The following is a 14593-nucleotide window of genomic DNA, read 5'->3' on the forward strand; positions in this document are numbered from 1 at the left end:
TGGCTTTTTCTTATGGAAAATATCTAAGGAAACTTGACAAGATTTTCTAACTATAGTATACTTTGTTAGGTAAGCTGATTTAGCTCAGTTGGCAGAGCGCATCCATGGTAAGGATGAGGTCGCCGGTTCAATCCCGGCAATTAGCATGATATTTTCAGGGAAACTCTTGAATACAAGAGTTTTTTTCTTATGCTCGCGAGAAAAAATTCTGACTTTTGAATAATAAAAGTCATCCTGCAAAAATTTCTTATTGACAAAACCACTTATTTCTAGTAATATAATAGACGCGATGAGTCGATAGGTAGTCTTCGGACTACTATTGAGCATAAGGAGGTCATAACGCAGGAGCGGACCTTGATGAGTTGTGTGAACCTGCTCATCACATGAAGATGCCTCTTAGTCCCTAGTCTAGCGACTGGGGATTTTTATTTTCCAAAAAATGATGAAAAAGCTTTGCAATTCATGGAAAAAGTAGTATAATACATCTATTATAGAAATTTTTAGAAAATTCCGAAAGAGGTTATTTATGGGATATACAGTTGCTGTAGTCGGCGCGACAGGTGCTGTCGGAGCTCAGATGATAAAAATGTTGGAAGAATCAACACTTCCAATCGATAAAATTCGTTTACTTGCTTCTGCACGTTCAGCAGGCAAGACTTTGAAATTTAAAGATCAAGATATTACGATTGAAGAAACAACTGAAACAGCTTTTGAGGGAGTTGACATTGCTCTCTTTTCAGCAGGTGGTTCTACATCAGCTAAATATGCACCATACGCAGTTAAAGCTGGTGCGGTAGTAGTAGATAATACATCTTACTTCCGTCAAAATCCAGATGTTCCTTTGGTTGTTCCAGAGGTCAATGCTCATGCACTTGATGATCACAACGGGATTATTGCCTGCCCTAACTGTTCAACAATCCAAATGATGGTAGCTCTTGAGCCAGTTCGCCAAAAATGGGGCTTGGACCGTATCATTGTTTCAACTTACCAAGCAGTTTCAGGTGCTGGTATGGGAGCAATTCTTGAGACACAACGTGAACTTCGTGAAGTCTTGAATGATGGTGTAACCCCACGTGATTTGCATGCGGAAATCTTGCCTTCAGGTGGTGACAAGAAACACTATCCTATCGCCTTCAATGCTCTTCCACAAATTGATGTCTTCACTGACAATGATTACACTTACGAAGAGATGAAGATGACTAAGGAAACTAAGAAAATCATGGAAGATGATAGCATTGCAGTATCTGCAACATGTGTGCGTATTCCAGTCTTATCAGCTCACTCTGAGTCTGTTTACATCGAAACAAAAGAAGTGGCTCCAATTGAAGAAGTAAAAGCAGCTATCGCAGCCTTCCCAGGTGCTGTTCTCGAAGATGATGTAGCCCATCAAATCTATCCTCAAGCCATTAATGCAGTGGGTTCTCGTGATACCTTTGTTGGTCGTATCCGTAAAGACTTGGATGCAGAAAAAGGAATCCACATGTGGGTTGTTTCTGATAACCTGCTCAAAGGTGCTGCTTGGAACTCAGTTCAGATTGCTGAAACTTTGCACGAACGTGGCTTGGTTCGTCCAACAGCTGAATTGAAATTTGAATTAAAATAGTCATAACGTTTAGGAGTTCATATGAACTCCTTCTTTGAAATAGAGAGGTGTTTTCATGTCTTATCAAGATTTAAAAGAGTGTAAAATCATCACAGCCTTTATTACCCCCTTCCATGAGGATGGTTCCATCAACTTTGACGCTATTCCAGCCTTGATTGAGCATTTATTGAGCCATCATACGGATGGAATTCTTCTCGCAGGGACGACAGCTGAGAGTCCAACTTTGACTCACGATGAAGAATTGGAGCTATTTGCAGCTGTACAGAAGATTGTCAATGGACGTGTACCTTTGATTGCGGGTGTAGGTACTAATGATACGCGTGACTCTATTGAGTTTGTCAAAGAAGTAGCGGAATTTGGCGGTTTTGCTGCTGGACTTGCTATTGTTCCTTACTACAACAAACCTTCTCAAGAAGGAATGTATCAGCATTTTAAGGCCATTGCAGATGCTTCTGACCTACCAATTATTATCTATAACATTCCAGGGCGTGTAGTTGTAGAATTAACTCCAGAAACCATGCTTCGTTTGGCTGACCATCCAAATATTATTGGTGTCAAAGAATGTACTAGCTTGGCTAATATGGCTTACTTGATTGAGCACAAACCAGAAGAGTTCTTGGTCTATACTGGTGAGGATGGAGATGCTTTCCATGCCATGAACCTTGGTGCGGATGGGGTTATTTCTGTTGCCTCTCATACAAATGGGGATGAGATGCACGAGATGTTCACTGCAATTGCAGAAAGCGATATGAAAAAAGCCGCAGCTATTCAGCGTAAATTCATTCCTAAGGTCAATGCCCTCTTCTCTTATCCAAGTCCTGCTCCTGTTAAGGCGGTTCTTAACTACATGGGATTTGAAGCTGGACCAACTCGTCTACCTCTAGTTCCAGCACCAGAAGAAGATGCCAAACGAATTGTCAAGGTTGTCGTAGATGGCGACTACGAAGCAACCAAGGCAACTGTAACAGGGGTCTTAAGACCAGATTACTAATAAAGACAATAAAATCCATGACCGCAACAACGATCATGGATTTTTCTATTTTCCTAAACAGAATTGACTAAAGAGTTGGGTAATAAGTTCATCAGGAGCAGCATCTCCAGTGATTTCTCCGAGGATTTCCCAAGTACGAGTCAAATCAACTTGAAGCAAATCAACAGGCATCCCCAGTTCAAGACCTTCATTAACAGCTTGTAGGCTTTCTACTGCCTTTTCAATTAGAGAAATGTGACGGGCATTTGATAAGTAAGTAGCATCTTGTTCAACCAAACCAGCGTTTTCAAAGAAGAGGTTGTTAATTCTCTCTTCAATCTTATCAATGTTTTGATTTTTAAGGACTGAAATACGAATAACGTCTTCAGGTAGTTCCGAAGTTTCAATCGCTTCAGGCAGGTCGGTTTTATTAAGCAGAATAATACGGTTTGTATCTTGGCTAATCTCAAGAAGTTGGCGATCTTGGGCAGTTAGTTGTTCACTGGCATTTAGCACCAGTAGAACTAAGTCGGCTTCCTTGAGGGCTTTTTTCGAACGCTCGACACCGATTTGTTCCACGATGTCATCCGTTTCACGGATACCAGCTGTATCAATCAATTTGAGAGGAACACCATTGATGTTGACGTATTCTTCGATGACATCTCGAGTAGTACCAGCAATATCTGTAACGATAGCCTTGTCCTCACGCAAGAGGTTGTTGAGAAGGCTTGATTTCCCAACATTGGGACGGCCGATGATGGCTGTAGAAATTCCTTCGCGAAGGATTTTGCCGCGACGGGCTGTCCTAAGGAGATTGGTTAGCAATTGCTCAAACTCCATTGTCTTCTCACGGACAACAGCAGTAGTGGCTTCCTCAACATCATCGTATTCAGGATAGTCGATATTGACTTCAACTTGGGCAAGTGTATTGAGGATTTCTTGACGGGTATTATTGATAAGATCAGAAAGGGAACCATCAAGTTGTTTGACCGCAATGTTCATGGCCTTGTCTGTCTTGGCGCGGATGATATCCATCACCGCCTCGGCCTGTGTCAAATCTACGCGACCGTTTAAAAAGGCACGTTTGGTAAATTCACCAGGTTCTGCCATGCGAGCCCCTTCACGAATCGCTAGTTGTAATATTTCATTAGTGACTGCAATCCCACCGTGAGTGTTAATCTCGATAATATCCTCACGAGTGAAGGTCTTTGGAGACTTCATAGCCCCAACCATAACCTCGTCCATGACTTTTCCTGTCTGAGGATCAATAATGTGACCGTAGTTGAGAGTGTGGCTGGCAACCTTGTTCAAGTCTTTTCCTTTAAAAATCTTTTGCGCAATTGCAAAACTTTCTGTTCCGCTCAGGCGGACAATACCGATAGCCCCTTCACCTAGTGGAGTAGAGATGGCAGCGATGGTATCAAATTCACGTGTAATCATAATGTTTCCTTTAATTAAATAGCTCTTTTCTTGGAAATTTTTCCAAGTATCCTTTCAAATTGTAACAAATTTGAACTATTTCTTCAATGGATGCTACTTGGAGATTGAAAAAGCCTAAGCAATTCTGCTTAAGCTAGCTTATTTGGTGCGCATTTCCCCTTGTGGGAAGTAAGTTCCTTCTGGCATGTCGTTGATGATGACATGTACAGCTGATTGAGGGGCTCCAGTATTACGGACAACGGCTTCCGTTACTTCCTTAGCAAGAGCTTTCTTTTGCTCGAGCGTGCGTCCTTCAAATAAATCGATGCGTACAAATGGCATAATGGCTTCCTCCACTAGTTTTGATTTCTTCTATTTTACCACATTTTGCCGTTTAAAGCTTAAGAAAATTATGATATACTAGAATGTAGCAAAAATTTAGAAATGGACGTGAAGCAAGAAACATGGCACAGTTGTATTATCGTTATGGGACCATGAACTCAGGTAAGACTATTGAGATTCTCAAAGTGGCCTATAACTATGAGGAGCAAGGAAAAGGTGTTGTGATTATGACCTCGGCTCTGGATACTCGGGACGGTGTTGGCTATGTGTCGAGTCGGATCGGTATGAAACGCCCTGCCATTGCGATTGAGGAAACAACTGATATCTTCGGCTATATCCGAGACCTATCAGAAAAACCTTACTGTGTGTTGGTTGATGAGGCTCAGTTTCTAAAGCGTCACCATGTTTACGACCTAGCTCGTGTTGTTGATGAGTTAGATATACCCGTCATGGCTTTTGGTTTGAAAAATGATTTTCGAAATGAACTGTTCGAAGGTTCCAAGTATCTCTTGCTCTTAGCAGACAAGATTGACGAAATCAAGACCATCTGTCAGTATTGTAAGAAAAAGGCGACTATGGTTTTGCGAACACAGGATGGACTGCCCGTTTATGATGGTGAGCAGATTCAAATTGGTGGTAATGAAACCTATATCTCGGTTTGCCGTAAACATTATTTTACGCCTGAAATCAATAAGGAGAATGAAGAAAAATGAACATCTATGATCAACTACAAGCTGTAGAAGACCGTTATGAAGAATTAGGAGAGTTGCTCAGTGACCCAGATGTGGTTTCGGACACCAAGCGTTTCATGGAACTTTCCAAAGAAGAGGCTTCTACTCGTGATACGGTAACAGCCTACCGTGAGTATAAGCAAGTCCTTCAAAACATCGTTGATGCTGAAGAGATGATTAAGGAATCAGGCGGAGATGCGGACCTGGAAGAAATGGCCAAGCAAGAACTAAAAGATGCTAAGGCTGAAAAAGAAGAATACGAAGAAAAACTAAAAATCTTGCTCCTTCCTAAAGATCCAAACGATGACAAGAATATCATCCTTGAAATCCGTGGCGCCGCTGGTGGAGACGAAGCAGCACTTTTCGCTGGAGATTTGCTAACCATGTACCAAAAGTATGCTGAAGCTCAGGGATGGCGCTTTGAAGTTATGGAAGCTTCTATGAACGGTGTCGGTGGTTTCAAAGAAGTCGTTGCTATGGTTTCGGGTCAATCTGTTTACTCTAAACTCAAGTACGAATCAGGTGCCCACCGTGTGCAACGTGTCCCTGTGACAGAAAGCCAAGGTCGCGTACATACTTCGACAGCGACAGTTCTTGTTATGCCTGAAGTGGAAGAGGTTGAATACGATATTGATCCAAAAGACCTTCGTGTCGACATCTATCACGCATCTGGTGCTGGTGGACAGAACGTCAATAAGGTTGCGACTGCCGTTCGTATCGTTCACTTGCCAACCAACATCAAGGTTGAGATGCAGGAAGAACGTACCCAGCAGAAGAACCGTGAGAAAGCCATGAAAATCATCCGTGCCCGTGTTGCTGACCACTTTGCTCAGATTGCACAAGACGAACAAGACGCTGAGCGTAAGTCAACGATTGGTACTGGTGACCGTTCAGAACGGATTCGTACTTATAACTTCCCACAAAACCGTGTCACAGACCACCGTATCGGCTTAACTCTCCAAAAACTAGATACCATTTTATCTGGTAAATTGGACGAAGTTGTGGATGCCTTGGTTCTTTATGACCAAACACAAAAATTAGAAGAATTAAACAAATAATGAAATTAGCTCAATTATTTTCAGATTTTGAAGAAGAATTGATAAGACAAGGAGAGGAAGCAGAAAGCCTCTCTTTTGTCTATCGTAGCCTGAAAAATCTATCTTTTACGGACTTTGTCTTTGCCCTCCAGCAGGAAGTGACAAAAGAGGAAGAATTATTTGTAGAAGAGATTTACCAGCAGTTAGCAGCTCATAAACCGGCACAGTACATCATTGGACAGGCAGATTTTTATGGAATGCAGTTAAAAGTTGATGAGCGAGTATTAATCCCTCGTCCAGAGACAGAGGAGTTGGTGGAGCTTATCCTGGGTGAAAATCCTGAGACGAATCTTTCAGTTCTGGATATTGGAACAGGTAGTGGAGCTATTGCTCTCTCCTTAGCAAAAAACAGACCAGCTTGGTCGGTGACAGCAGCAGATATTTCCCAAAATGCTTTAGATTTAGCTAGCGAAAATGCTAAAAATCAAAATCTTCAAATATTTTTAAAAAAATCTGACTGTTTTACAGAAATTTCTGAAAAATATGATATAATTGTTTCCAATCCACCCTATATCTCTCGTGAAGATGCGTCAGAGGTCGGCTTGAATGTTTTGCATTCAGAACCTCATCTAGCTCTCTTTGCAGACGAGGATGGCCTAGCTATTTACCGTAGAATTGCGGAAGATGCAAAAGACTATCTCAAAGATGGTGGTAAGATTTACCTTGAAATTGGATACAAGCAAGGTCAAAGTGTTCCTGAACTTTTTAGGAAACATCTTCCTGAACAGCGAGTTCGAACACTCAAGGACCAATTTGGTCAAGATAGGATGGTCGTAGTTGATGATGGACAGGATTAGACAAGAGTTGGAAAAGGGTGGGGCGGTTGTTTTACCTACCGAGACAGTTTATGGTCTCTTTGCCAAAGCTCTAGACGAAAAAGCAGTTAATCATGTATACCAGCTCAAACGTCGTCCAAGAGACAAGGCGCTTAATCTCAATATCGCCTCTTTAGAGGATATCTTGAACTTTTCAAAGAATCAGCCAACTTATCTACAAAAACTTGTAGAGACCTTTTTACCAGGTCCCTTGACCATTATCCTTGAAGCCAATGACCGAGTTCCCTATTGGGTCAATTCTGGCCTTGCAACTGTTGGATTTCGGATGCCGAGTCATCCCATTACCCTTGATTTGATTCGAGAGACGGGGCCCTTGATTGGACCGTCTGCCAATATTTCAGGTCAGGCAAGTGGAGTGACATTTAAGCAAATTCTAGAGGATTTTGACCAAGAGGTTTTGGGTCTGGAAGACGATGCTTTTCTAACTGGACAGGATTCAACTATTTTGGATTTGTCTGGAGACAAGGTGAAAATCTTACGCCAAGGGGCCATTAAGCTAGAAGATATTCTTGCTCGGTTGCCAGAGATTTCTTTTGAGGAGGCTTAAAATGCTAAGAAATTTAAGAGAAACAGATGTGAAAGCTATTTGTAACATCAACCAAGAGGCTTTGGGCTATTCTTTTAGTCCAGAGGACACAGCTAGTCAACTAACTATATTATCTCAGGATTCACATCATTTCCTACTTGGCTATGAGGATGAAGACAGTCATGCCTTGCTTGGATATGTCCACGCTGAGGTCTATGAATCACTTTATTCTAAAGCAGGATTTAATATTTTAGCCTTAGCAGTTTCACCTCAAGCGCAAGGGCAAGGTATTGGTAAAAGCTTATTGCAAGGGTTGGAGCAAGAAGCAAAAAGACGCGGCTATGGGTTTATCCGCTTAAACTCTGCCGATCATCGTCTGGCTGCTCATGCATTTTATGAAAAAGTTGGTTATACTTGTGATAAAGTGCAGAAACGGTTTATTCGCATCTTTTAGTTTATTTTCTTATTGTAAAACAAACTAAAGGACCAGTCACACTATAAAGGAGAAGACCTATGATTTTTGACAAAGACGATTTTAAAGCATATGATGCTGATCTCTGGAATGCTATTGCCAAAGAAGAAGAACGCCAACAAAACAACATTGAGTTGATTGCTTCGGAAAACGTAGTTTCCAAGGCTGTTATGGCAGCTCAAGGGTCTATCTTGACGAATAAATACGCCGAAGGCTACCCAGGTCGCCGTTATTATGGTGGAACAGATGTAGTAGACGTGGTGGAATCTCTAGCCATTGAACGCGCAAAAGAAATTTTCGGTGCTAAATTCGCCAACGTCCAACCTCACTCAGGAAGCCAAGCCAACTGTGCGGCTTACATGGCCTTGATTGAGCCAGGTGATACCGTTATGGGGATGGATTTGGCAGCAGGTGGACACTTGACTCACGGGGCTCCTGTCAGCTTCTCAGGTCAAACTTATAACTTTGTGTCTTATAGTGTGGACCCTGAAACAGAACTCTTGGACTTTGATGCTATCTTGAAACAAGCCCAAGAAGTCAAACCAAAACTGATTGTAGCAGGTGCTTCAGCCTATTCTCAAATTATCGACTTTTCAAAATTCCGTGAAATTGCGGATGCTGTGGGTGCGAAGCTCATGGTAGACATGGCCCATATCGCTGGTTTGGTTGCTGCTGGTCTTCACCCAAGTCCAGTACCATACGCTCATATCACCACAACAACGACCCACAAAACCCTTCGTGGACCTCGTGGTGGTTTGATTTTGACCAATGACGAAGAACTTGCTAAGAAAATCAATTCAGCAATTTTCCCTGGTATTCAGGGCGGTCCTTTGGAGCATGTTGTTGCTGCGAAGTCTGTTGCTTTCAAAGAAGTCTTAGATCCAGCCTTCAAGGAATATGCTGCCAATGTTATCAAGAACAGCAAGACTATGGCAGATGTCTTCTTGCAAGACCCTGATTTCCGTATCATTTCTGGCGGAACTGAAAACCACCTCTTCCTAGTGGATGTGACTAAGGTTGTAGAAAACGGAAAAGTTGCTCAAAACTTGCTGGATGAAGTCAATATTACCCTAAATAAAAACTCAATCCCTTACGAAACCTTGTCACCATTCAAGACAAGTGGGATTCGTATCGGATCTGCAGCCATTACTGCACGTGGATTTGGTGAAGAAGAAAGTCGCAAAGTGGCTGAACTCATCATTAAAGCCCTTAAGAATGCAGAAAATGAGGCTGTCTTAGAAGAAGTGAGAAGTGCAGTCAAAGGATTGACAGATGCCTTCCCATTATACGAGGACTAAAACTTTTATGGATATTTATATTAAGAAAGCCATTATCCATCAGTTTAGCCCGGATGATACCGAGCTGTTCCTAGCGGATAAGCTTCTCAATATTACTCCAAAAATCGAAGAATACCTGCGGAAAAAAATTGAACGTGTGTATTCAGATGAAGCTAAGACTGGGATTTTCGAGGAAGAAAATCCCTTCTTCAATCATATTACAGACGATTTGTTGGAGACATCAGTAACACTGGCTAATCTCTGGAAAGAAGAGTTCAGTATTTCTGAAAACCTCAAGACCAATGACTTGATTTTTGTTCAGTTTTCTAAAGAAGGTATAGAACATTTCGCTTTCTTGCGAATTGCTCTGCGGGAGACCTTGACCCACCTCGGTAGAGAAGTTGATAATCCAATCAAGCTGACTCAGAATAACCTGCCTGGATTTGGAACGGGTGCTGACGAGGCCTTGGTGGTCAATCTTCAAAGCCGCAAATACCATCTGATTGAAAAGCGAATCAAGTACAACGGGACTTTTTTGAATTATTTTTCAGATAATCTTCTTGCTGTCGCCCCTAAGATTTCACCCAAGAAATCCATCAAGGAGCTGGAAAAAACGGCCCAGAGAATTGCTGAAACCTTTAACACAGATGACTTTCAATTTCAATCCAAGGTCAAATCAGCTATTTTTAACAATCTGGAAGAAAGCAATGAATTATCGCCTGAGAAATTGGCCAACGACCTTTTTGATAACAATCTGACTGCTCGTTTGAGCTTTATTGACCAAGTCAAAGAAGCCGTACCAGAACCAGTTCAATTTGATGAAATTGATGCCAGTCGCCAATTAAAGAAATTTGAAAACCAAAAACTCTCCTTGTCAAATGGAATTGAGCTCATCGTTCCCAATAACGTCTATCAAGACGCCGAGTCTGTTGAGTTTATCCAAAATGACAATGGAACTTACTCTATCTTAATCAAAAATATCGAGGATATCCAAAGTAAATAATGTTTAAACGAATTCGAAGAGTGCTTGTACTAGCAGTCTTCCTTTTTGCTGGTTATAAAGCTTACCGTGTTCATCAAGATGTCAAGCAAGTCATGACCTATCAACCCATGGTGCGAGAAATCTTGAGTGAAAAAGACACCCCAGCAAACGAAGAGCTTGTGCTCGCTATGATTTATACCGAAACAAAAGGAAAAGAAGGCGATGTTATGCAGTCTAGTGAGTCTGCTAGTGGCGCTACCAATACCATCAATGATAATGCCTCTAGCATTCGGCAAGGTGTTCAAACTCTGACAGATAATCTCTATCTGGCGCAGAAGAAGGGTGTTGATGTCTGGACAGCTGTTCAAGCCTATAATTTTGGACCTGCCTATATCGATTTTATCGCACAAAATGGCAAGGAAAATACCCTGGCTCTGGCCAAACAGTACTCCCGTGAGACTGTTGCCCCCTTGCTTGGCAATACCACTGGAAAGACTTATAGTTATATTCACCCTATTTCCATTTTTCACGGTGCCGAACTCTATGTAAATGGAGGAAACTATTACTATTCTAGACAGGTGCAACTCAACCTTTACATCATCAAATGTTTCACTCTCTTTTCGACATCTGGCTAGCCCAGGTGTTTTTGTTATAAGTTTTCTTTAAGATAGATATATTACTCTAGAAAGGTAAAGGAGGAAATTCCCTATGAGAAAGAAACTCTTTCTGACTAGTGCTGCGGTCTTGTGGGCAGTAACAGCTATGAATAGTGTCCATGCAGCAACAGATGTTCAAAAAGTCATCGATGAAACCTATGTCCAACCTGAATATGTCCTAGGTTCATCATTGTCTGAAGATCAAAAAAATCAAACCCTTAAAAAACTAGGCTACAATGCCTCAACAGACACCAAAGAACTCAAGACCATGACACCTGATGTCTATTCTAAGATTATGAATGTGGCCAATGACTCTAGCTTACAATTGTATTCATCAGCCAAGATTCAAAAACTAGGTGACAAATCACCACTTGAGGTCAAGATTGAAACACCAGAAAACATTACTAAGGTGACTCAGGATATGTACCGAAATGCAGCCGTAACTTTGGGTGTGGAACACGCCAAAATCACTGTAGCAGCACCTATTCCAGTTACAGGTGAGAGTGCCTTAGCCGGGATTTACTATTCGCTGGAAGCTAATGGAGCCAAGGTGCCACAAGCCAACAAAGAGTTGGCTCAAGAAGAGTTGAAGGCTTTGTCTGATATCAATGCTGAAAACAAGGACAAGTCAGGCTATGATGCTAATAAATTAAACGTTGCCCTAGCCGATATCAAGTCAGGACTCGCCAAAGCTAAAGAAAGTAAGGGAAATCTGACGGAGGAAGATGTCCGCAAAATCGTTGAAGATACCTTAAAAAATTACAAACTTGATCAGGTTATAACAGGAAACCAGATCAATATTATCATCAATTTTGCTTTGAATCTCTCAAAGAGTGATATCCTCAGAAATGCAGACTTCACTAAAACCCTGAATGACCTTAAACAAAGTATTGTTTCACAAGCTGGCGACAGTTTTAAAAATATCAACCTTAACTTTGATGCTGATAAAGCGCTAGAGGATGGCGGTAACTTCTTAAGCTCCTTCTGGCAAGCCATTGTCAACTTCTTCAAGAGTTTTGGTTCTTAAGAAATTTCATGGTATAATAGATGGTAACCGTAACGTTGCCGTCTTTTTTGTCGGCCAATAGAAAGAGAAGAGAATGTTAAAGAAAAATGATATTGTAGAAGTTGAAATTGTTGATTTGACCCATGAAGGCGCAGGAGTTGCCAAGGTAGATGGTTTGGTCTTTTTTGTCGAAAATGCTTTACCGAGTGAAAAAATCCTTATGCGTATCCTCAAGGTCAATAAAAAGATTGGTTTTGGGAAAGTTGAAGAATACCTTATCCAGTCACCACATCGTAATCAAGATCTAGATTTGGCTTACCTGCGTTCAGGAATCGCTGATTTAGGTCATCTTGCTTATCCAGAACAGCTCAAGTTTAAAACTAAGCAAGTCAAGGACAGTCTATACAAGATTGCTGGAATTGCTGATGTAGAGGTTGCTGAAACACTTGGTATGGAAAATCCAATCAAGTACCGCAACAAGGCACAGGTGCCTGTTCGTCGAATGAATGGTATCTTAGAAACTGGATTTTTCCGTAAGAATTCCCACGATCTCATGCCACTGGAAGATTTCTTTATCCAAGATCCTGTGATTGATGAGGTAGTAGTAGGTCTACGTGACTTGCTCCGCCGTTATGATTTGAAACCTTATGATGAAAAGGAACAATCTGGCTTGATTCGAAACCTTGTGGTACGTCGTGGGCATTACTCAGGACAAATCATGGTTATTTTGGTAACAACTCGACCTAAAGTTTTCCGTGTGGAACAATTGATTGAACAACTAATCAAGCAGTTCCCGGAGATTGTGTCTGTTATGCAAAATATCAATGACCAGAACACTAATGCTATTTTTGGTAAGGAATGGCGCACCCTTTATGGACAAGACTTTATCACTGATCAGATGTTGGGAAATGACTACCAAATCGCTGGACCCGCTTTTTACCAAGTCAATACTGAAATGGCTGAGAAACTCTATCAGACAGCCATTGACTTTGCTGAATTAAAAGAAGATGATGTGGTCATTGATGCCTATTCTGGTATCGGGACGATTGGCCTCTCTGTTGCGAAACATGTCAAAGAAGTCTATGGTGTTGAAGTAATTCCAGAAGCGGTTGAGAATAGTAAGAAGAATGCTCAACTGAACAATATTTCAAACGCCCACTATGTCTGTGATACAGCCGAAAATGCCATGAAGAATTGGCTTAAAGATGGAATTCAACCAAGCCTTATCCTAGTGGACCCACCAAGAAAAGGACTCACTGAGAGCTTTATCAAAGCAAGTAGCCAAACAGGAACAAATCGTATTGCCTATATCTCATGTAATGTCGCTACTATGGCGCGTGATATCAAACTCTACCGAGAATTGGGCTATGAGTTGAAGAAAGTCCAGCCAGTGGATCTTTTTCCTCAGACGCATCACGTGGAGTGTGTAGTGTTGCTACAACGAAAAAAAGGGTGAAAATCCTTGATTTTAAGCTATTTTACAAGCATTTTGTCTTTGTAGATAAAGGCAATTTTGACGTCAAAAAAGTCCTAAAAAGGCACATAGATGTATATGTATTTGTTGATGTCGTTTGCGCATCGGAAAAATGAATACAACAATAAATATTTATCTAAAGAGAGAACAATTGTATATTGTTCTCCTTTTTTTATTTTCAGGAGGGAAAATGACAAAAGAATTACAATCATCACGCTATATTGTCATTTCATTTTTAGTACGTGAAATGGGAATAGATATTGTTGAGGCCATATCTATTATGGCTGAATTGGAAAAAAGTGGCTTGGTTCACTTGGAATCAAGTGGAGATTTAACACTCAAAGAACTTGGAGGAGCGCTATGAAACGAATTACCGCAAATCAATACCAAACTTCAGAACGGTATTATAAATTACCTAAAATTCTTTTTGAGGATGAGAAATATATGGATATGAAACTAGAAGTAAAGGTGGCTTATTCTATTTTAAAAGATCGTTTAGAATTATCTCTCAGTCGTGGTTGGATAGATGAAGAAGGGGCAGTCTATTTAGTATTTTCTAATTCTAAACTGATGAGACTGTTAGGTTGTTCGAAGTCAAAATTACTGTCCATCAAAAAAATTCTTAAAGAATATGACTTAATTGATGAAGTCCAACAGTCTTCAAGTGAGAAAGGAAGACTAGCTAATAAGATTTATTTAGGGGAATTATCTTCTACCCCAGTAGCTAGTTCGAACAGGCCTAGTGTTAAAAAAAGACTAGGGCAGGATGAAAATGAAACGGCCCCCGTCTCTTATTCAACCCCTAGTGAGACTGAAGTTAGTGAGACTAAATATAGTGAGACTGATTCTTTATTTATTGAGGAAGAGGAAGAAAGGAATTCTCAACATATTTTGAGAAGAAAAGTAGAAAAGGTCACAAAATATGATCGAGATTATATTTGGGGATTGGTACAAGATCAATTTAGACGAGAGGGTTTTTCTGAAACAGCCAGTGAAATTGCTATGACTGACTTTGAGAGAATCTATCAGTATGCTCTTGACAATGTTCGCTTTGTTAGACGAGCGGAAGTACTTGCTGAATTTGTGTTTAATGGCCTATATTCCGTTTGGAATAACCGTGTTAGAAAAGGAGGTGGTTAAAATGTCGCCAATCGAGTGGATATTAGTTATGCTCATTGTCATTTCAAGTGGTGTGATACTTT

Annotated in this window: 16 protein-coding genes and 1 tRNA gene; 15 read left to right on the plus strand and 2 right to left on the minus strand. The window is 40.9% G+C overall.

Going from position 1 to position 14593, the window contains the following annotated elements; translation table 11 throughout:
* The first annotated feature begins 73 nt into the window (after positions 1 to 73).
* The 3 genes from O3599_RS04035 to dapA all read left to right on the plus strand — a co-directional run bounded on the left by O3599_RS04035 (position 74) and on the right by dapA (position 2594).
* Positions 74 to 146 (plus strand) — tRNA-Thr (locus tag O3599_RS04035).
* A gap of 380 nt (positions 147 to 526) precedes the next feature.
* Entirely contained in the window at positions 527 to 1603 is a 1077-nt protein-coding gene (locus tag O3599_RS04040; RefSeq protein WP_247939734.1) for an aspartate-semialdehyde dehydrogenase, read from the plus strand.
* 55 nt (positions 1604 to 1658) lie between these two features.
* Positions 1659 to 2594 (plus strand): 4-hydroxy-tetrahydrodipicolinate synthase, encoded by a 936-nt coding sequence (dapA, locus tag O3599_RS04045; protein ID WP_247939735.1) that lies wholly within the window; start codon positions 1659 to 1661, stop codon positions 2592 to 2594.
* Positions 2595 to 2639: 45 nt separating this feature from the next.
* Here dapA and mnmE read toward each other — a convergent pair whose 3' ends face one another.
* Both mnmE and O3599_RS04055 read right to left on the minus strand, forming a co-directional pair.
* Positions 2640 to 4013 carry a tRNA uridine-5-carboxymethylaminomethyl(34) synthesis GTPase MnmE gene (gene mnmE / locus O3599_RS04050; RefSeq protein ID WP_247939736.1) on the minus strand — a complete coding sequence of 458 codons (1374 nt, stop codon included), beginning with the start codon at positions 4011 to 4013 and terminating at the stop codon, positions 2640 to 2642.
* A gap of 138 nt (positions 4014 to 4151) precedes the next feature.
* Positions 4152 to 4334: a 4-oxalocrotonate tautomerase gene (locus tag O3599_RS04055; RefSeq protein WP_001117401.1), complete on the minus strand. Its 183-nt coding sequence runs from the start codon at positions 4332 to 4334 to the stop codon at positions 4152 to 4154.
* Between the two features lie 122 nt (positions 4335 to 4456).
* Here O3599_RS04055 and O3599_RS04060 point away from each other — a divergent pair, with 122 nt between their 5' ends.
* The 12 genes from O3599_RS04060 to O3599_RS04115 all read left to right on the plus strand — a co-directional run bounded on the left by O3599_RS04060 (position 4457) and on the right by O3599_RS04115 (position 14531).
* Positions 4457 to 5047 carry a thymidine kinase gene (locus O3599_RS04060; RefSeq protein ID WP_371512069.1) on the plus strand — a complete coding sequence of 197 codons (591 nt, stop codon included), beginning with the start codon at positions 4457 to 4459 and terminating at the stop codon, positions 5045 to 5047.
* Positions 5044 to 6123 (plus strand): peptide chain release factor 1, encoded by a 1080-nt coding sequence (prfA, locus tag O3599_RS04065; RefSeq protein WP_001028815.1) that lies wholly within the window; start codon positions 5044 to 5046, stop codon positions 6121 to 6123. The genes O3599_RS04060 and prfA overlap by 4 nt, the downstream gene beginning before the upstream one ends.
* Entirely contained in the window at positions 6123 to 6959 is an 837-nt protein-coding gene (gene prmC, locus O3599_RS04070) for a peptide chain release factor N(5)-glutamine methyltransferase (protein ID WP_247939738.1), read from the plus strand. The genes prfA and prmC overlap by 1 nt, the downstream gene beginning before the upstream one ends.
* Positions 6943 to 7545 carry an L-threonylcarbamoyladenylate synthase gene (locus tag O3599_RS04075; protein ID WP_247939739.1) on the plus strand — a complete coding sequence of 201 codons (603 nt, stop codon included), beginning with the start codon at positions 6943 to 6945 and terminating at the stop codon, positions 7543 to 7545. Before prmC ends, O3599_RS04075 begins: the two co-directional genes overlap by 17 nt.
* A 1-nt stretch (position 7546) precedes the next feature.
* The gene (locus O3599_RS04080; protein WP_247932960.1) at positions 7547 to 7978 is read left to right on the plus strand and encodes a GNAT family N-acetyltransferase; all 432 of its coding nucleotides are present in this window, start codon (positions 7547 to 7549) and stop codon (positions 7976 to 7978) included.
* A 59-nt stretch (positions 7979 to 8037) separates the two neighbouring features.
* A complete protein-coding gene (gene glyA, locus O3599_RS04085; RefSeq protein WP_247939740.1) occupies positions 8038 to 9294 on the plus strand; it encodes a serine hydroxymethyltransferase in 1257 nt (418 codons plus the stop codon).
* A gap of 7 nt (positions 9295 to 9301) precedes the next feature.
* Positions 9302 to 10276: a nucleoid-associated protein gene (locus O3599_RS04090; RefSeq protein WP_247939741.1), complete on the plus strand. Its 975-nt coding sequence runs from the start codon at positions 9302 to 9304 to the stop codon at positions 10274 to 10276.
* Complete coding sequence (gene pmp23 / locus O3599_RS04095; RefSeq protein WP_023944264.1) at positions 10276 to 10890, plus strand: cell wall hydrolase Pmp23; 615 nt, start codon at positions 10276 to 10278, stop codon at positions 10888 to 10890. The genes O3599_RS04090 and pmp23 overlap by 1 nt, the downstream gene beginning before the upstream one ends.
* 73 nt (positions 10891 to 10963) lie before the next feature.
* Entirely contained in the window at positions 10964 to 11938 is a 975-nt protein-coding gene (locus O3599_RS04100) for a DUF1002 domain-containing protein (RefSeq protein ID WP_023944266.1), read from the plus strand.
* A 73-nt stretch (positions 11939 to 12011) separates the two neighbouring features.
* Entirely contained in the window at positions 12012 to 13373 is a 1362-nt protein-coding gene (gene rlmD / locus O3599_RS04105) for a 23S rRNA (uracil(1939)-C(5))-methyltransferase RlmD (RefSeq protein WP_371512074.1), read from the plus strand.
* Positions 13374 to 13581: 208 nt separating this feature from the next.
* The gene (locus O3599_RS04110) at positions 13582 to 13755 is read left to right on the plus strand and encodes a hypothetical protein (RefSeq protein WP_125448097.1); all 174 of its coding nucleotides are present in this window, start codon (positions 13582 to 13584) and stop codon (positions 13753 to 13755) included.
* Complete coding sequence (locus tag O3599_RS04115; RefSeq protein WP_173876106.1) at positions 13752 to 14531, plus strand: replication initiator protein A; 780 nt, start codon at positions 13752 to 13754, stop codon at positions 14529 to 14531. The genes O3599_RS04110 and O3599_RS04115 overlap by 4 nt, the downstream gene beginning before the upstream one ends.
* Positions 14532 to 14593 lie beyond the last annotated feature (62 nt).

The organism is Streptococcus sp. 27098_8_103, from assembly GCF_041432345.1.
In the GTDB taxonomy this organism is placed as follows: Bacteria; Bacillota; Bacilli; order Lactobacillales; family Streptococcaceae; genus Streptococcus; species Streptococcus mitis_BV.

What these genes read in the sequence shown, in the direction of transcription:
- O3599_RS04040 (WP_247939734.1), top strand. Translation starts at nt 527, where the DNA reads ATGGGATATACAGTTGCTGTAGTCGGCGCGACAGGTGCTGTCGGAGCT.
- dapA (WP_247939735.1), top strand. Translation starts at nt 1,659, where the DNA reads ATGTCTTATCAAGATTTAAAAGAGTGTAAAATCATCACAGCCTTTATT.
- mnmE (WP_247939736.1), bottom strand. Translation starts at nt 4,013, where the DNA reads ATGATTACACGTGAATTTGATACCATCGCTGCCATCTCTACTCCACTA.
- O3599_RS04055 (WP_001117401.1), bottom strand. Translation starts at nt 4,334, where the DNA reads ATGCCATTTGTACGCATCGATTTATTTGAAGGACGCACGCTCGAGCAA.
- O3599_RS04060 (WP_371512069.1), top strand. Translation starts at nt 4,457, where the DNA reads ATGGCACAGTTGTATTATCGTTATGGGACCATGAACTCAGGTAAGACT.
- prfA (WP_001028815.1), top strand. Translation starts at nt 5,044, where the DNA reads ATGAACATCTATGATCAACTACAAGCTGTAGAAGACCGTTATGAAGAA.
- prmC (WP_247939738.1), top strand. Translation starts at nt 6,123, where the DNA reads ATGAAATTAGCTCAATTATTTTCAGATTTTGAAGAAGAATTGATAAGA.
- O3599_RS04075 (WP_247939739.1), top strand. Translation starts at nt 6,943, where the DNA reads ATGATGGACAGGATTAGACAAGAGTTGGAAAAGGGTGGGGCGGTTGTT.
- O3599_RS04080 (WP_247932960.1), top strand. Translation starts at nt 7,547, where the DNA reads ATGCTAAGAAATTTAAGAGAAACAGATGTGAAAGCTATTTGTAACATC.
- glyA (WP_247939740.1), top strand. Translation starts at nt 8,038, where the DNA reads ATGATTTTTGACAAAGACGATTTTAAAGCATATGATGCTGATCTCTGG.
- O3599_RS04090 (WP_247939741.1), top strand. Translation starts at nt 9,302, where the DNA reads ATGGATATTTATATTAAGAAAGCCATTATCCATCAGTTTAGCCCGGAT.
- pmp23 (WP_023944264.1), top strand. Translation starts at nt 10,276, where the DNA reads ATGTTTAAACGAATTCGAAGAGTGCTTGTACTAGCAGTCTTCCTTTTT.
- O3599_RS04100 (WP_023944266.1), top strand. Translation starts at nt 10,964, where the DNA reads ATGAGAAAGAAACTCTTTCTGACTAGTGCTGCGGTCTTGTGGGCAGTA.
- rlmD (WP_371512074.1), top strand. Translation starts at nt 12,012, where the DNA reads ATGTTAAAGAAAAATGATATTGTAGAAGTTGAAATTGTTGATTTGACC.
- O3599_RS04110 (WP_125448097.1), top strand. Translation starts at nt 13,582, where the DNA reads ATGACAAAAGAATTACAATCATCACGCTATATTGTCATTTCATTTTTA.
- O3599_RS04115 (WP_173876106.1), top strand. Translation starts at nt 13,752, where the DNA reads ATGAAACGAATTACCGCAAATCAATACCAAACTTCAGAACGGTATTAT.